The sequence below is a fragment of the Natronococcus occultus SP4 genome (assembly GCF_000328685.1).
In the GTDB taxonomy this organism is placed as follows: domain Archaea; phylum Halobacteriota; class Halobacteria; order Halobacteriales; family Natrialbaceae; genus Natronococcus; species Natronococcus occultus.
In genome coordinates this window covers 109174-124865 of the sequence record NC_019976.1, presented here as the reverse complement: position 1 = coordinate 124865, position 15692 = coordinate 109174, and the positions used below count along the sequence as shown (strand labels likewise).

11 protein-coding genes and 1 pseudogene are annotated in these 15692 nt (G+C 66.7%); 5 read left to right on the top strand and 7 right to left on the bottom strand.

Annotated features, from left to right (window positions below; translation table 11 throughout):
* The first annotated feature begins 31 nt into the window (after nt 1-31).
* Nucleotides 32-3298 carry a nitric-oxide reductase large subunit gene (locus NATOC_RS20110; RefSeq protein ID WP_015323333.1) on the top strand — a complete coding sequence of 1089 codons (3267 nt, stop codon included), beginning with the start codon at nt 32-34 and terminating at the stop codon, nt 3296-3298.
* 140 nt (nt 3299-3438) lie between these two features.
* Here NATOC_RS20110 and NATOC_RS20105 read toward each other — a convergent pair whose 3' ends face one another.
* Nucleotides 3439-3747 (bottom strand): CGCGG family putative rSAM-modified RiPP protein, encoded by a 309-nt coding sequence (locus NATOC_RS20105; protein WP_015323332.1) that lies wholly within the window; start codon nt 3745-3747, stop codon nt 3439-3441.
* 217 nt (nt 3748-3964) lie between these two features.
* Between NATOC_RS20105 and NATOC_RS23130 the strand changes: the two genes are divergently transcribed.
* Nucleotides 3965-4087 carry a hypothetical protein gene (locus NATOC_RS23130; RefSeq protein ID WP_281170501.1) on the top strand — a complete coding sequence of 41 codons (123 nt, stop codon included), beginning with the start codon at nt 3965-3967 and terminating at the stop codon, nt 4085-4087.
* Nucleotides 4088-4115: 28 nt separating this feature from the next.
* On the opposite strand, the gene NATOC_RS21500 is transcribed toward NATOC_RS23130, so the two are convergent.
* The 6 genes and pseudogenes from NATOC_RS21500 to NATOC_RS20085 form a co-directional block, all read right to left on the bottom strand.
* Complete coding sequence (locus NATOC_RS21500) at nt 4116-4268, bottom strand: DUF7560 family zinc ribbon protein (protein ID WP_157224717.1); 153 nt, start codon at nt 4266-4268, stop codon at nt 4116-4118.
* A 127-nt stretch (nt 4269-4395) separates the two neighbouring features.
* Nucleotides 4396-5283, bottom strand: a complete 888-nt coding sequence (locus NATOC_RS20100; protein WP_015323330.1) for a TorD/DmsD family molecular chaperone — start codon at nt 5281-5283, stop codon at nt 4396-4398.
* A gap of 2 nt (nt 5284-5285) precedes the next feature.
* A complete protein-coding gene (locus tag NATOC_RS20095; protein WP_015323329.1) occupies nt 5286-6494 on the bottom strand; it encodes a 4Fe-4S dicluster domain-containing protein in 1209 nt (402 codons plus the stop codon).
* Nucleotides 6495-6496: 2 nt separating this feature from the next.
* Nucleotides 6497-10047, bottom strand: a pseudogene (locus tag NATOC_RS20090) (molybdopterin-dependent oxidoreductase).
* Nucleotides 10040-10171, bottom strand: coding sequence for a hypothetical protein (locus NATOC_RS23125; RefSeq protein WP_281170500.1), 132 nt, complete (start codon nt 10169-10171; stop codon nt 10040-10042). The pseudogene NATOC_RS20090 and the gene NATOC_RS23125 overlap by 8 nt, the downstream one beginning before the upstream one ends.
* A gap of 141 nt (nt 10172-10312) precedes the next feature.
* The gene (locus tag NATOC_RS20085; protein ID WP_015323328.1) at nt 10313-11524 is read right to left on the bottom strand and encodes a P-loop NTPase; all 1212 of its coding nucleotides are present in this window, start codon (nt 11522-11524) and stop codon (nt 10313-10315) included.
* A 184-nt stretch (nt 11525-11708) separates the two neighbouring features.
* Here NATOC_RS20085 and NATOC_RS20080 point away from each other — a divergent pair, with 184 nt between their 5' ends.
* The 3 genes from NATOC_RS20080 to NATOC_RS20070 all read left to right on the top strand — a co-directional run bounded on the left by NATOC_RS20080 (nt 11709) and on the right by NATOC_RS20070 (nt 15690).
* On the top strand, nt 11709-12380 hold the full coding sequence (locus NATOC_RS20080; protein ID WP_015323327.1) for a helix-turn-helix domain-containing protein: 672 nt from the start codon (nt 11709-11711) through the stop codon (nt 12378-12380).
* 101 nt (nt 12381-12481) lie between these two features.
* Complete coding sequence (locus NATOC_RS20075; RefSeq protein ID WP_157224716.1) at nt 12482-12691, top strand: hypothetical protein; 210 nt, start codon at nt 12482-12484, stop codon at nt 12689-12691.
* A 188-nt stretch (nt 12692-12879) separates the two neighbouring features.
* Complete coding sequence (locus NATOC_RS20070) at nt 12880-15690, top strand: cation-translocating P-type ATPase (protein WP_015323326.1); 2811 nt, start codon at nt 12880-12882, stop codon at nt 15688-15690.
* Nucleotides 15691-15692: the final 2 nt, after the last annotated feature.

Below are 15692 nucleotides of genomic sequence, written 5' to 3'. Positions count from 1 at the left end.
ACGACAACGCTGACGGATGGTCACATAACACATGGAACTCGCGAACGCGCTACTGAGCGGGACGAGAGGGATCGATCGACTGGAGTCGGTGGCCGATCGCCTCGAGGACGGAACGGACGCCGTCGCCGCCGCCTCGGCGCAGGTTCGGCGAGCCGCCGGAGAGCAGGCCGCGGCCGCCGTCGACCGGGGTGCTGACGAACTTCACGGTCGCTCCGATTCCAGCGAGGGGCTTCGCGACTGCGTCCTCGAGCGCGTCGCCGACGAGGCGTGCAGCCGCGTCGTCGGTCGCTCCGCAGAGGAGCTCCGTGAACGGGCGGAGACGGACCGCGACGCGACTCTCGATCGGGCGCTCGAGGCGTTCCTGCGTCGGTACCGACTCGACGCGACGCGGCTCGACGACGAGACGCTGGCGGCGATCCGCGATCGGGTCGCGCCCGAGGCCGACCTCGACCCCGAGGAGCTGCTCGAGCGCCTCGCCGACGCGGAGCCGTCCGCGTCGGCGTCGAACTCGGGAGCGGAGCAGACCGACCCCGAAGCTGCCGTCGCCGACGCGTCCGAGGACGCCTACGGGACGTTCTGCGCGGCACTGGATCTCGAGACGGATCGGTCGTCCGGTCACGTCCTCGAGGACGTCCTGGAGCGAGACACCGTCGAGGTCGCCCAGGCGATCGAGGCGGCGCTCGGGGCGTTTCCGGCCGAGGTCGAGAACCCACGGGCGGAATCGGAGCAGACGGCCGAACGACGGGACGCGGGTGCCGAGCCCGCTGTCTCGCCGCAGCCGAGTCTCACGTCGGGTTTCGACGGCGTCGACCCGGACGCAACCGCGGGCTCCGTGTCGGTGGCGACCGCGGCGGCGCTGGCGGCGACGACGCTGCTGTCTGACGATCTCGGAGACGGGCAGACGCTGGCCCAGCTGCTGCCGATGCTGGCCTCGGTGGGAACGAGCGGCGACGGGTTCGGCGACGGCGTCCTCGGGTGGCGACTCCTCGAGCTGTTCTCGAGTTCGCTGACGACCGCCGACGCCGGCAGTATCGACCTCGCGTCGCTTCGCTCGCGGTCGACAGGAGCGAAGGCGTTGGTTGCGCTGTTCGTCGCCAATCTCGTCGCAATGAGCATCGGGGCGTGGCTCTCCCGGGAGAAGGCGCCGCCGATCCCCGAGGAGATCCGCGACCCCGACGGCGAGCCGATCGTCACGGCCGATCAGATCCGGCTGGGGAAGAAGGCGTTCCAGGCCAACGGCCTGATGAACCACGGCTCGATCCTGGGCAACGGCTCCTATTTCGGGGTCGATCTGACCGCGGACGCCCTGGAGCTGAAGGCCGAGTACGTCCGCGAGTACTACGCTCACGAGCGGGGCGCCGACTCCTTCGAGGAGCTCAAGGACGACGAACGGGCGGGCGTCGCCGAGCAGGCCGAGCGGGAGTTCGACACCGACGCGCCCGAGGGGCCGTTCGCCCGCTACTCGGCGGCGGAGGCCTACGCCCACCGTCGCATCCGCGAGGAGTATGTCGAGCGCTACTACGAGGGCGACCCCGACCGGGGCGTCCCGGAGGAGTTCGTCAACTCGGCCGACGAGGCCGAACGAATCGCCGACTTCGCGTGCTGGACGGCGTGGATGGCCCACACCGACCGCCCCGGCTCCGATCACTCCTACACGAACGACTGGCCGTACGTCCCGGGCACCGGCAACCAGCCGACCGGGCAGGTCCTCGTCTGGAGCACGATCAGCCTCGTGCTGCTCATCGCCGGCGGCGGCGCGGGCGCCTGGGCCTACCACGCCTTCGAGTTCGCCGAGCCGGCGACCGAGGTCGTCGACATCCCCTCGCCGGACTCGGTGTCGATCACGCCGACCCAGTACGCCGCGGCGTGGTACGTCCCCGTCGCCGGCGCGCTGTTCGTCGCCCAGACGCTGGTCGGCGCGTTGCTGGCCCACTACTACGTCGAGCGCACCGGGTTCTACGGGATCGGCGACGCGCTGGGGATCGACATCGTCTCCGTGCTGCCGTTCTCGGTCGGTCGCGCCTGGCACATCAACCTCGCGATCCTCTGGATCACCGCACTGTGGCTCGCGGGTGGGCTCTTCCTCCCCGGGTTGTTCACCGACAGCGATCCGCCCCTGCAGTCCGCGGCCGCGACCGGGCTGCTGGCCGTCCTCGTCGCGACGACCGTCGGCGCGTTCGCGGGCGTCTGGCTCAGCTCGCAGGGAGCGTTCGCCTCGCCCGACGAGAGCGAGCTCTGGTGGTGGCTCGGCTCCGAGGGACTGGAGTACCTCGAGGTCGGCCGGATCTGGAAGGTGCTGTTGCTCGTCGGCTTCGTCAGCTGGACGGGGCTCGTGTTGCGAAGCGTCCGCCGGATGGACGAACCCCCGACCGGGCTCGGTCACTTCATGACCTACGCGGGCGGCTCGATTGCGCTGATGTTCGCCGCGAGCATGCTCTACACGCCCGAGACCAACATCGCCGTCACGGAGTTCTGGCGGTGGTGGGTCGTCCACATGTGGGTCGAGGGCGTCTTCGAGTTCTTCGTCACGGCCGTCGTCTCGGTCGCGCTGGTCTCGATGGAACTTCTCGAGAAGGGCGACGCCGAGAAGGCGATCCTCTTCGAGGTGTTCGCGATCATGGGGGCGGGGATCGTCGGCGTCTCCCACCACTACTGGTGGGTCGGCCTCCCCGACATCTGGGTGCCGATCGGGACGACGTTCTCGACGCTCGAGTTCGTCCCGCTACTCTTTATCCTCTACCAGAGCTTCGGCGAGTACAGCGCGCTGAAAGCCCAGGGCGAGTCGTTCCCCTACACCCTGCCGCTGCTCTTTATCATCGGCTCGAGCGTCTGGAACTTCGTCGGCGGCGGTGTGCTCGGGTTCTTCATCAACCTCCCGGTGATCAACTACTACGAGCACGGCACCTACCTGACCGTCGCCCACGGCCACGCGGCCACCTTCGGCGCGTTCGGTCTGCTCGCGCTCGGACTGGGCACCTACGTCCTCCGTGTCGTCACCCCTGAGGCGGCGTGGGAGCCCGGCTGGTTCCGTGGCGCGTTCTGGCTGACGAACGTCGGGCTGGCGGTGATGACCCTCGCGTCGCTGCTGCCGCTTGGCTTCCTGCAGCTCCAGACCTCCTACCAGGACGGCTACGCCGCGGCTCGTAGCCTCGAGTTCTACGAGCAGGATCGCGTCCAGACGCTGCTGTGGGCCCGAACCCTCGGCGACACGCCAATGATCCTCGGCGCCCTGGCCTTCACCGTCGGCGCGGTCAGACACCTCCTCGCCGCGCGGCGCGAGCACCGCGCAACCGGCTAATCCTTTCCGGCTCCGTTTTTCGGCACGGTCGCACCCACAGTTCGTGAGCGCGACCGACGCGGTCTCGACGCAAACGAGGACGTCCGAGCGACCGAGCCGGCGGTCGGCGCCACGGATCGACTCGCTGTTCGCGGTCCCGACTACACCTGCACGCGGACCACGTGGCCGCCACAGCCACACTGGTCGACGTGCTCGTACTCGACGTCCTCGAAGGCGGCCTCGAGTTCGTCATAGAGGGAGTCGGACGGATGGCCGTGGGCCTCGTGGGTGACGAGATTGACGTGGTAGCCGGAGGCCGTCCGTTCGACAGCCGTGATCGCCTCCTCGACGAGCAGGTCGCGATCGTCGGCGTGTTCGGGGAGCTCGAGGTTTGCGGACCAGGAGTTCTCGTGGACGTCGTCGGCAACGGGTTCGGCGTTCTCGTCGGCGTGGTCGTGGGCGCTGGTCATCCGCGACGGGTGGGCGGGACCACCCAAGAACGTAGCCCGCGTTCCAGCCGTGCGAGAACTCGGAGATGTTCCGGCGAAGCTTCTTGAGCGAGCCCCGAAATCGACCGACAACGAGATGGCGGGAACTGCTGACGGACTTTGAAACTGGACACAGCGATTTCTCCTGGTTGGGGGGCTCGCGCTCGTCGCATTCCTCCTCGCCCTCCTGGTCGACGGCGTGGCGGTTCAGGGAGTGGGCGTCGTCGGCCAGTGCGGAACCGTCCGAACCGTCGGAGTCGCGCTCTCGCTGGCCGGTGCGCTCGGCTATCTCTACCTCGTGGGCGGACGGTTCGCGAGCTGAGTCAGGATCCGTCCGATCACGACGGAGGTCACTGCTCGCGGACGAAGTCCCGTTCCGAGACGTCCCGTCCACAGAAGATACAGCCCCTTCCGAGCAGCTGGTCCTGGACCGGCGCGTCGACCACGGTCTGCTCGCTGCAGTGTGAACACTCGAACTCGTACCGGGTTCTGTCGGAGCCCATGCTTTCGGACGTATCTATGGTAACGGAACGCATATTTTCGAAACCACAGTACGATGGGGAACGTCCTCCGATGGCGGCGTTGTTGGCGGATCAGCGCTCCCGATATTCGTGCCCGAGGGGGCCGTCGCTACTCGAGCGACGCGTCACCGCTTGATGCGTTCGGCTGCGACCCCGGGGTCGGCTCGTCGAGTCCCGCAGCGTCGGCGCCGCAGCCACCACAGTCCCGTCCCGCGTCGCCGAAGACGTCCTCGTTCCACTCCGTCACCTCGGGATCGTCGGGGACCCACTCCGGCTCCAGCGAGAGGGTCTCGAGTTCGTCCTCGACGAGCGCCGCGAGCAGGTCGGCCAGCGCGGCGTAGAACCCGTCGTCGCGCGCGCTCACCTCGTCCGCGAACCGCCAGAACCACCGCCCGAGATGGTCCTCGAGGAACGAACCGCGGGCGTCGACGACGGTCGCGACCCCCTCGTCGTCGCCGCGCCGCCGCAGCCGTGCCTCCCGGAGACAGCAGTGGCCGAGAAACTCCGTCAGGTAACAGACGTGGTCGGCGCGGTACGGCATCGCCTCGCCAACATCGAGCCCGAAGGCGTCGTAAAACCCCCTGATGTCGGCGAGCTGGCGAACGGAGGTCAGTAACGGCCCCGGGAGGTAGGTCAGTTCGTACGGCGAGACCGATTGTCCCTCCTCGACGCCGAACAGCGACGCCCACTGCCGGGTGACCTGATCGGTGTCCGTCGGGGGTTCGACGGCCGTCGCCGCGTCAGCGACGGCGCCGTCGATTCCCGCCGCGGCGTCGACGAGCCCCGCGGTGTACTCCCCGCCGTCGAGGACGTGCCGGAACTCGTCGTCGGGACGCGCGAACCCGAGCGCGAGAAGCGAGTACAGCTGCCCGCGGGCGGTCGCCGTCTCGGGGTCGCCCGGAGGCAGCTCCCGGGTCGGTTCCGGCTCCGCATCGTGGTCGTCCGTGCGGTTCGATCGTTCGCTCGGCGGGCCGCCGAGAATGGTAAACTCGCTCATGATCAGGTGATGTCCAGTCGGTAGACCTCCTGTCCGTCGACCTCTTCGACGCGGTCGCGCTCGGCCTGTGGCTCCGTGATCGGGACCCGACCGACCTCGTCGTCCTCGTAGTAGCCGACCGCCTCGTCGCCGTCGACCTCGAAGCTCGTGATCGACCACTCGGTGCTGCCCATCAGGTTCAACAGCCCCTCGAGGGCCGGTTCGTCGCCGTCGCCGATCGCGCGGTACGTCTCGAAGGCGTCCTCGACGCCGGGGCCGAACAGCTGCTCGAGGTAGTCGACCGGTGCCGTCGTCGGCGGGATGTAGTAGACGTTGGGCTCGAGGCCGAACTGCGGGTACAGCGGGAGGGCGATCTCCTTCTGGTGGACGAGGAAGTCCATCGGGTTCGTCGGCTCCTCCATCGGATCGCTGTCGTCGGCCTCTTCGGGCGTGTTGATGTAGCCGTGGAGCCGGATCTTCCCGAGACAGGTCTCGAAACACTGCGGCGCCCGTCCGTCCTCGGTCTTCGGGTAGCAGCCGACGCACTTCTGGGAGATGTTCTCGGCCGGGTTGAACTGGGCCTTCTTGTACGGGCAGGTTTCGTTGCAGACCAGCCGCGCCTCACACTCCTCGCGGTCGATGAGGACGACGCCGTCCTCGGGGCGCTTGTAGATCGCCTGGACCGGACAGCCGCCGGCGCAGCCGGCGTACGTGCAGTGGTTGCAGATCCGAGGGAGGTAGAAGAACCAGATCGGGTGCGTGTCCTCGTCGAAGTGCATATCCGGTTCCATCCCCTCGCCCGCGCTCTCGTCCTCGCCGAGGTTGGGGTAGCGCCAGTCGTCCTGGATGTCCGGCATGAACCCGGCGACGTCCTCGTTGATGTTTTCCTCTGTCGGATGGTTGTCGGGATCGTCCCAGTCGACGTCCTCGGTCTCGAAGATGGTGTCTCCCTCGTAGGTGTCGCCGTCCCACTCCATCGCACCCATATCCTCGAGGTTCCGCTTGTCCCAGCCGACGGGGTGGCCGCCGTAGGGTTTGGTTTCGACGTTGTTCCAGAACATGTGCTCCTGGCCCTCCTCGTGTGTCCAGGTCGTCTTGCAGGCCAGGGTGCAGGTTTGACACTCGATACACTTGTTCAGGTCGAACATGGCCGCCCACTGTCGCTCGGGGCGGGCCTCCTCGTAGGGGAACTCGACCTCGCGGTTCAGCTGCCAGTTGTCTACTTGTGGCATGATCACTCACCTCCGGTGTCGATAAAGTCGCCGTCCAGGTACTGCTCCATCGCGTCGTCCTCGTAGCCGGGTCGCAGCCCCATCTCGGCGACCCGCCAGAGTCCTTCGCCCTCCAGGCCGCCGTCCTCGGCGTGCTCGACCCTGACGAACGCTTCCTTCGGAGCACCGTTGGCGCAGTGGATGTCCCCGGCGTAGCCGGTCTCGATGTTCTGCCCGCCGTAGTTCTTCCGTGCCATATCGTCGGTCAGCAGCGTTGGCCGGAACCACGTCCGGGTCGCGCTCTGGTGACCGCCGTACCGGTACAGCGAGACGTAGTCCGTCTCCTCGTTGCGCGCCTCACCGTCCTCGCGCTCCTCGTGCCCTTCGACGCTGCCGTGAGTGGCCTCGTTGAGGTTCATCCAGCTCTTGACGATCCCCGTGGGCAGCGCCGGCTGGTAGCGCACGCGCATCATGGCCCGTGCCACCTGGTAATCGTCGTCGTCCTCGTCCCACCCGCGGTACGGCCTGTCGGCGGGGTCGGCGTCGACCCAGACGTAGTCGCCGTCTTCGAGGCCCTCCTCCTGGGCGTCGGCGGGATTCATCTCGACGTACCCCTCGCCGATGTACGGACGGCGGTCGTCCTCGCGGTCGAAGTCGCCGAAGTTTCCCCACCAGACCGCGATGTTCGGCAGGGCGTTGGCGAACGTGTGGGCGCCGTGGCGGTACTTCGGCGTCATGTAGTTGTAGCGGTACCCCTCGTCTAGCTCCGTCAGCGGATGCTCGGACTCGAGGAACTCCTCGGTCTCCATCACCACGTTGCGCACCTGACGGAGGTCGCCGTCGCGCTGGTCGGGATCCCAGCCGCGGTCCTCGGGGGTCTCCGGGTCGATCAGCGGGTGATCCCCGTCGTCGACGAGGACGTTCGGTTCGTTCGGCGTCCCGTCCATCACCTCCCGGAAGACCGGGATGTTCTCGCCGGCGTCTGTAAAGCGTCCCTCCTCGCGGAAGAACTCGAGGCGACCGGTCTTCGTGTACCAGGGGTCGTCCTCCTGGATCTGGCGTCCGCCCTTGAACTTGGGGTAGGTTCCGGTCATGATGAGTTTCGGAACGCCGTCCTCGGCCTCCTCGAGCATCTCGTCGACGTCGTAGCCGGCGACGGTGTTCGAGTTGTCGATGATCCGCTGGAGGTACGGGCGTGCCTGGTGGTCGTCCTCGTCGATGAACGCCCAGTAGTCCTCGAACCGGTCGTCACCGGTGGACTCGGCCAGCGCCGCCGCGACGCCCGCGTAGATCTGGGCGTCGTTCCGGGTGTTGTAGATGCGCTCCTCGAGGCCCGTCTCGGGCATCGTCATCACGAACGGGTTCGTCACCGAGGCCGTAATGTCGTGGACGTGGTGCTCGGCCCACGAGTCGACCGGGAAGACGATATCGGAGTATTCGCAGGTCTTCGTCCACCACCACTCGTTGGTGAAGACGGCCTCGATAGCTCCCGTCCGCAGCATGTTCTGGATGATATCGTAGGCACCTTTTGCGTTGCCCAGAATCGAGTTCGAGCCGGCCGTCCAGAGGAACTTCGTCGGCGTAAACATGTGCGAGTCACCCATGTAGTACTCGCCGTCCTCCGGGTCGTACTCGCCTTCGTCGTTGAACTTCAGCGGCCGATCACCGTGGGAGTACCAGTGGGTCGACTGCGAGGTCCGGCGGCCGTCCTCGGGGGCGGGCTCGTCGGGATCGAGTTCGGGATCGAACGGGTCCTCGTTGATCCACTGGCTCCGCCCGTTGAAGTACGCGCCGCGGTAGTTCCCGGCGTAGCTGCCGACGTTGCCGCCGAAGTGGCCGACGTTGCGCGTCAGCGACGTCAGCAGGAACGAGGCGCGGCCGAACAGGTCCTGGTTGGTGTAGTGGTTCGGTCCCATCCCGGTCAACAGCAGCGCCGACTCGTGGCTCGTCCCGAACGCCTCGGCCAGACTCTCGACCGCGTCGGGATCCGTGCCGGTGATCTCCGCGACGGTCTCGGCGTCCCACGTGTCGGCGAGGTGTTCGGCGATCAGATCGAAGACGGTCCGGACCTCGATCGTCTCGCCGGCGGCGGTCTCGACCTCGAAGGGACCCTCCAGGCTCGCGGGGACATCGAAGTCCTCGCCGACTTCGTCGCGGCTGACCGCCACGTACTCTTCGGTCTCCTCGTCGCGAACGACGAAGTCGCCCCAGTCGATCCGCAGGTCCTCGGTGAGGACGTTCTCCCAGACGTCGGTCACGCCCTCGCTCGGACGCTCCGCGTCGTCCTCGACGACCACGGTCTTTTCCAGTTCCGCGGGCTCGTAGCCCTCGATCACGTCGCTCGCGCGCAGCAGTCGACCCTCGTCCATCCGCACCAACAGCGGCAGGTCGGTGTGCTGGCGGACGAACTCGGCGTCGTACATCTCTTCCTCGATGATCTCCCGAGCGGCGCCGAGTAACAACGCCGTGTCGGTTCCGTTCCTGACGGTGATCACCTCGTCGCACTTCGTCGCCGTCGCGGCGTAGTCGGTGAAGACGCCGGTGACGTCCGCTCCCTTCATCCGGGCCTCGGTCAGCCAGTGGGAGTCGGCCATCTTCGTACAGATCCAGTTCATCCCCATCAGGACGATGTTGTCGGCGTACTCGACGTTCGACAGATCGAAATCGACGGTCTGCTGGCCGGTGACCATGGTGTGTCCCGGCGGCAGGTCCGTATGCCAGGAGTAGTTGTCCAGGCCGACGCCGCCGAGCGCCTCATCCTCGTCGACGTCACGAACGTGGTGGTCGACCAGCGCCATCTGGTTCGCCACCCGGTACATCCCCATCAGGCGGATCAGTCCCAGCAGCGGCATGCCGCCGCGGAACTTCATCGTCCGGATTCCGGCGCCGCCAGTCTCCTCGACGACCCGCTCGTCGTACTCCTGCTCGAGCAGCGACTGCTGGCCGGCCTCGCCGCTGTAGTGGTCGGCGATCTCGAGGATCGTTTCGGCGGCGAGCTCGTAGGCCTCCTCGAAGGAGACCTCCTCCCAGCCGTCCTCGCCGCGCTGGGCGTACTCCTCGGGCATCGAGCCGTCGTCCTCGCGGGGGAAGCCGTCCTCGACCCACTCGAGGAACCCCTCCCGGACCATCGGTGCGTGAACGCGGCGGTCGCCGTAGAAGCGTTCGATCATCGCGAGCCCCTTCTGGCAGACGCGGGGGTCCCAGCGCGAGGACGCCTGGTCCCCTGGAGGTCAGTCGCCTCGCCGTACCCCATCGAGGGCTGGAGGCGCGTGATCGTCCCGTTGGTGACCTGGGCCTCGAGGTAGCAGTTGTGGGTGTCGTTGGGTGTACACGTCAGCATGAACGTGTCGTCGACGTCCCAGATGTCGCGGTAGAACTCCTCCCAGTCGCGGTCAGGGTACTCCGCGAAGACGTTGAACGGCTCGTCCGGGTCCTCCTCGTCACCGGCACCCGGAAGCGAACAGCCCGCGAGCGCGGTCGAGGCCGCGACAGCGCCGGCTTTGAGGACCGAACGACGCGACGGACCGTCCGCGAGGGGCGTCTCCGACGCAGGATCGAACTCGTCGCTAGCCATCGTCCCACCTCCGGCCCGGGCCGAGGACGTCGGGTCGGTTCACCCCACCGGAGATCGGTGTCGGTACCGGGGTCGAAACGCCGATCGTGCCGTCGAGCGCGGTCGTCGTGCGATCAGTGCGCATATCTCTACGTGTCACGGCCCCGCCGAACAGCGTACAACCACCGCACTATGGGCGTTTTTAACGGGGGTAGAAACGCGGGGAAACGAACCACGAGCGCGAGTAACGAGTGACGGACCACGAACAGCGAACAACGAGCGACGATCAGCCCCGCGTCAGTTCGAGCAGGGCTCCGGTCGTCCCAACCGGCGAGCGATCGGCCGCGTCGAGAACGCCGCCGACGTCGGCCCGAAGCGCGTCGTCGACGGCCGTCGGGTCCTCGACGACGGCCCTGACGCTGTCACCGGGCGCCGTCGCACCCAGCTCGTCGCTCAACTGTCGCACCTGGCTCTCGCGGGGCAGCCCCCGCAGCTCGAGGGCGTCGTCGGGGACGGCGCCGAGGACCTCCTCCAGGAACTCGCCGACCGTCCCTGCGAGCTCGTCGAACGCGTCGTACTCACGGCGACCCCCGGGGTTGCGCTGGAGCTCGCGATCGAAGGGGACACCGTGGACGATCGGCACGTCCAGTTCGACGGCGTCCTCGAACAGGACGTTTCGTTCCCCACAACACTCACACGCGAAGCTGTTCATGTTGACGACCCCCGCGACGGCGGCGACGCCGCGCTCGTCGAACAGCTCGATCGTCCGGCGGGTGTCCTCGACGCTCGCGTCGAACGGCGTCGTCACGAAGACGGCACCGTCGACCGGGACGTGTTCGACTACGGCGCCGACGACGTCGTCGGATCCCGCCGGCATATCGATGATCAACACGTCCCGCTCGGACCAGGCGCCCTGGCCGAGCAGGTTCTCGACGGCGCCGTACGCGATCGCGCCGCGACGGGCCGTCGGCGGGTCGCCACCGACGACGCCGGGGCTGAGGACCTGCAGTCCGTCCTCGCCCTCGAGGGGAACCGGCTGGCCGCTGTCGTTCGTCAGGACCGGGCCCTCGACGTCCTCGAGGAGGTGGGGAACGTTCGGTCCGTAGATGTCCGCGTCGAAGAGCCCGACGTCGTACCCCCTGGCAGACAGCGTCCGCGCGAGCGCGACCGAGACGGTCGTCTTCCCGACGCCGCCTTTTGCGCTCGCGACGGCGATCACGTGATCGACGGCGGGAAGCTCGACGTCCGTGTCCTTGTGGCGCGCCGGCAACACGCGGACGCGTTCGGTCTCCGGCACCGCGAGCGCGGCGCCGCGGATCTGCTCGACGATCCGTTCTGCGAGGTCGTCGCCGAGCCCGTCGACGGCGACCTCGACCGTGACCGTTCCGTCCGTTCGCTCGAACGAGCGGACGATCCCCTTCGAGATCGGATCTGTGCCGTCGGGAAGTTCGATCGCTCGAAACGGGTTCCGATCCTGGGTCGGCGAATCGGTGCTCATACTCCGGTACTGCGTGACGCGGCAACAAACGACCGCTCCCATAACGCTGTGGTGGTTTATATACTCGGCACGTCTCGCGAGGACGACCGCGAGAGGGTCATGGGCCGTCAGTTACAGCAGCTATTATCAGGGCCATGAAGATGCATGCATCTTACTTTTATACTGAGTTCTGATACCACACCACATGGGAAGCGGCGTTCGCGTCGAGTTACGGATCGAGTCACCCGCAGAGTGTCCGGTCGTGGACGTCGCCGCGGCGACCGGCGGGACCGGCCGATCGATCGCCTGGTCTGCCGATCCGGAGACGGGACGGACGGTCGAGGAGTTCGTCCTCGAATCGAGCAGAGAGGACGCTGACGCCCTCGAACTTCCGGTGGAGACGGTGTTTACCGACGCCTCGAGCGAGATCTACCGGTTCGACCGGGACGCCGACCGGGACTGCCCCTGTGTCTCGATCGAACGGTTCGGCTGTCCGATCGCGAACGTCGAGGCGAGCGAGGACGCGCTGTTCGTCACCTTCCACGTCGCCGAGATGGACGAGATCCGGCCCCTGCTCACGGAGCTTCGATCACAGTACGAGGGACTCTCGGTCGAACGGCTCATTCGCTCGGAGACCAGCCGGAAGGGATCGAACCTGCTATATGTCGACCGGGACGTCCTTACGGACCGCCAGATCGAGGTGCTCCGGACGGCCCTCGAGATGGGGTACTTCGAGCGACCACGGGACGCCACGGCCGGCGAGGTCGCCGCGGCGCTCGAGATCAACCGGGCGACGTTCGCAGAACATCTCGCGTCGGCCCAGCGGAAACTGCTGCCGGATATCGTGGGGAGACGAGAACAGGCGTATGATCGGTAGAACGCCGTCTTCCTCCATCGATCGGAATAGTCGCCCCGGTGCTGGACACGTCGAGTCGGCCGTTCGTCGTCGCGGTCCCGTTCTCTTCGTCGATACTGGTGGTGACGACTGTCGCTCCGTCCCAGAACGTCCTGCCGCCGCGGTCGGGCTGTCCTGACTGCGGCACGCGAACGCTCGCGGAGCGATCGCTCTCGGACACCGCGACGACGCGGCAACAACGACGTCCGAACTCGACCCCCGAGCTCGTCGACGAGACGCCGTACACGGTCGCCGTCGTACCGTTCGACGACGGCGTTTTCCCCACCGGGTAGCTCCGGGACGCAGACGAGGTCGAACCCGGGAGTCGGTTCGACCGACGGGCAGACTGGAGCTGGCTCGTCACCTTCTCGTCAACGACCAATCGGTCGCCGGAACCCGGACAGATCGCCACGATTGATCGTGTTCCCAACCCTTGGGGATCCCAACTGATTATTACTCTACCGAGAATCATACTCCACACGTGTCACAGTCAGAGCAATACGAGCGAGCCAGGTCAGACACCGACGGCGACTGGCACTCGCGCCCGCTCGAAGACGTCTACGCGGATCTGCAGACCTCACGGGATGGATTAGATCCGGAGGAAGCGCGTGCTCGCCTCGAACGAGAGGGACCGAACGAAATCGAAGCGAGTGAGGGCACCTCCCCACTTCGCATCCTCCTCGAGCAGTACACCTCGGCGCTGATCTGGGTGTTGATCGTCGCTGCGATCGTGATGGCCGGCGTCGGCCATCTGATCGACGCTGGCGTCATCGCAGGCATCGTCGTCTTCATCACGCTCTTTGGCTTCCTGCAGGATTACCGGGCCGAACAAAGCATCCAGTCGCTAAAGGAGATGTCGACGACGTACGCGCTCGTCAGTCGCGGTGGCGAGAAGCGGGAGATCGACGCCACGAAACTCGTACCTGGCGACGTGATCTTCGTCGAGTCGGGCGACATCGTTCCGGCCGACGCCCGCATCGTCGAGGAGTCGAACCTGAGCGTCGACGAAGCAGCGCTGACCGGGGAGAGCGTTGGTGTCTCGAAGGGCGTCGGTGACGTTGCCAGAGAGACCTCGCTGGCCGAACGCCAGAACATGCTCTACAAGGACACCGTCGTCGAACGCGGTTCGGGGACGGCAGTCGTCGTCGAGACCGGTCCCGCCTCCGAGATCGGCCAGATCGCGACCGCGCTCGAGGAGGCCGAGGATCGCGACACGCCGTTTCAGGCCGAGATGGACAGCCTGGGCAAGCTCATCGCGGTCGGCGTCGTCGGGATCGTCTCGATCATCGCGATCACCGAACTCGTCATCGGCGACACGGCGCCGCTACAGGTGTTCCTGACGGCAGTGGGGATCGCCGTCTCCGCAGTCCCGGAGGGACTGCCCGCGGTCGTCACCCTCTCGCTGGCGCTCGGCGCCCGCCGGATGGCCGAGAAGAACGCGCTCGTCCGTCGGCTCCCGATCGTCGAGGCGCTGGGCTCGGTCGACGTCATCTGTACCGACAAGACGGGGACACTCACCGAAGAGGAGATGACCGTCCAGCGGATCGTTACCAACCGCGAAACCTACGAGGTGACCGGCACCGGATACGACACCGACGGCGAGTTCCTCCGGGACGGCGATCCCGTCGACGAGGACCGCGTGACCGAGGTGTTGCGCTGTGGGATGCTGTGTAACAACGTCGACGTCGGAACCCGCGAACGGGACGAAGCCGACGACGAGGACGCGGCCGTCGACGTCGGAGCGGAGGAGCGAACGTATCTCGGTGATCCGACCGAGATCGCGCTGTTCGTCGCCGCACAGAAGGCCGGGTTCGACCACGACGAACTCGACGAGGCGTACCCCCGGATCGGCGAAGTGGATTTCACTTCCGCCCGAAAGCGGATGACGACCGTTCACGAGACGCCCGACGGCGGAACGGTCGCCTACATGAAAGGCGCACCCGAGACCGTCCTCGAGCGCTGTAACCGCGAGCTCGTCGACGGCGAGGTCGTCGAGCTGACCGACGAGCGCCGTCGGGAGCTCGAGGCACAGACCGAGTCGTTCGGCGAGGACGCGTTGCGTGTTATGGGCTTTGCCTATCGGCCGGAGGTCCCCGACTCACAGACCGAGAACCCGGACGAGAACCTCGAGGAAGAGCTGGTCTTCGTGGGGCTACAGGGGATGCTTGACCCGCCCCGGCCCGAAGTACCGGACGCCCTCGCGGGCTGTCTCGACGCCGGCATCGACGTCGTGATGATCACTGGCGACAACGCCGTTACCGCACGAGCGGTCGGCAAGGAGGTGGGACTGCAATCGGCGCGCGTGATCACCGGACCCGAGCTCGAGAAGATGAGCGACGAGAAGCTCGCCGAAGTCGTCGAGGACGTCGACATCTTCGCTCGCACCTCGCCCGAACACAAGACGCGCATTCTCCAGACGCTTCAGGAGAAGGGTCACACGGTCGCGATGACCGGCGACGGCGTCAACGACGCGCCCGCCGTGAAAAACGCCGACGTCGGCGTCGCTATGGGGATCCGCGGAACGGACGTCACCGAGCAGGCCTCCGACATCGTCTTGCTCGACGACAACTTCGCGACGATCCGCGACGCGGTACGGGGCGGTCGACGCATCTTCGACAACGTCCGCAAGTTCGTCAACTACCTGCTTTCCGGCAACGGTGGTGAGGTAACGATGATCTTCACGGGGACGCTCGCGGGTCTGGGCCTCGTGATTACGCCGATCCAGGTGCTCTGGATCAACGTCGTCACCGACGGTATCCCCGCGCTGACGATGGGCGTCGATCCCGCGGCCGATGACATCATGGAGCGAGAGCCACGACCGCCGGACGAAGGGGTCATTACGGAGCGGATCGTGACCTCGATCGTCGGCATCGCGCTGTTCATGACGGTCTGTCTGCTCCCGCTGTTCACGCTGAACTTCTACGGCGAGCTGATCCCGGGGTACGACGTCACCGGAGCGCTGCTGGGCTGGAGTCCCGGCTACGACGTCGGCCGCGAGCTCGCACAGACGATGGTGTTTACCGGTTTCGTCGTCTTCGAAATCGTTCGCATTCAGGCGATTCGGTTCCGGTACGGTCTCGGAATCTTCTCGAATCGGTGGCTCGTGCTCGCCGTCGGCGTTGCGATAACACTGCAGCTGCTCGTCCTCTACACGTCGACCGGACAGCTCCTGTTCGACGTCGAGCCGCTCGCGTTCGTCCACTGGACCCAGATCGGTGTCGCTGCGATCGTCTTCGCCCTGCTGATGGCCGTCTTCGTGAAGGTTCAGGACCGGTACTTCGACCGGTACTAACC

Coding starts and splice junctions, on each gene's coding strand:
- NATOC_RS20110 (WP_015323333.1), top strand. CDS start 32: ATGGAACTCGCGAACGCGCTACTGAGCGGGACGAGAGGGATCGATCGA.
- NATOC_RS20105 (WP_015323332.1), bottom strand. CDS start 3,747: ATGACCAGCGCCCACGACCACGCCGACGAGAACGCCGAACCCGTTGCC.
- NATOC_RS21500 (WP_157224717.1), bottom strand. CDS start 4,268: ATGGGCTCCGACAGAACCCGGTACGAGTTCGAGTGTTCACACTGCAGC.
- NATOC_RS20100 (WP_015323330.1), bottom strand. CDS start 5,283: ATGAGCGAGTTTACCATTCTCGGCGGCCCGCCGAGCGAACGATCGAAC.
- NATOC_RS20095 (WP_015323329.1), bottom strand. CDS start 6,494: ATGCCACAAGTAGACAACTGGCAGCTGAACCGCGAGGTCGAGTTCCCC.
- NATOC_RS23125 (WP_281170500.1), bottom strand. CDS start 10,171: ATGCGCACTGATCGCACGACGACCGCGCTCGACGGCACGATCGGCGTT.
- NATOC_RS20085 (WP_015323328.1), bottom strand. CDS start 11,524: ATGAGCACCGATTCGCCGACCCAGGATCGGAACCCGTTTCGAGCGATC.
- NATOC_RS20080 (WP_015323327.1), top strand. CDS start 11,709: ATGGGAAGCGGCGTTCGCGTCGAGTTACGGATCGAGTCACCCGCAGAG.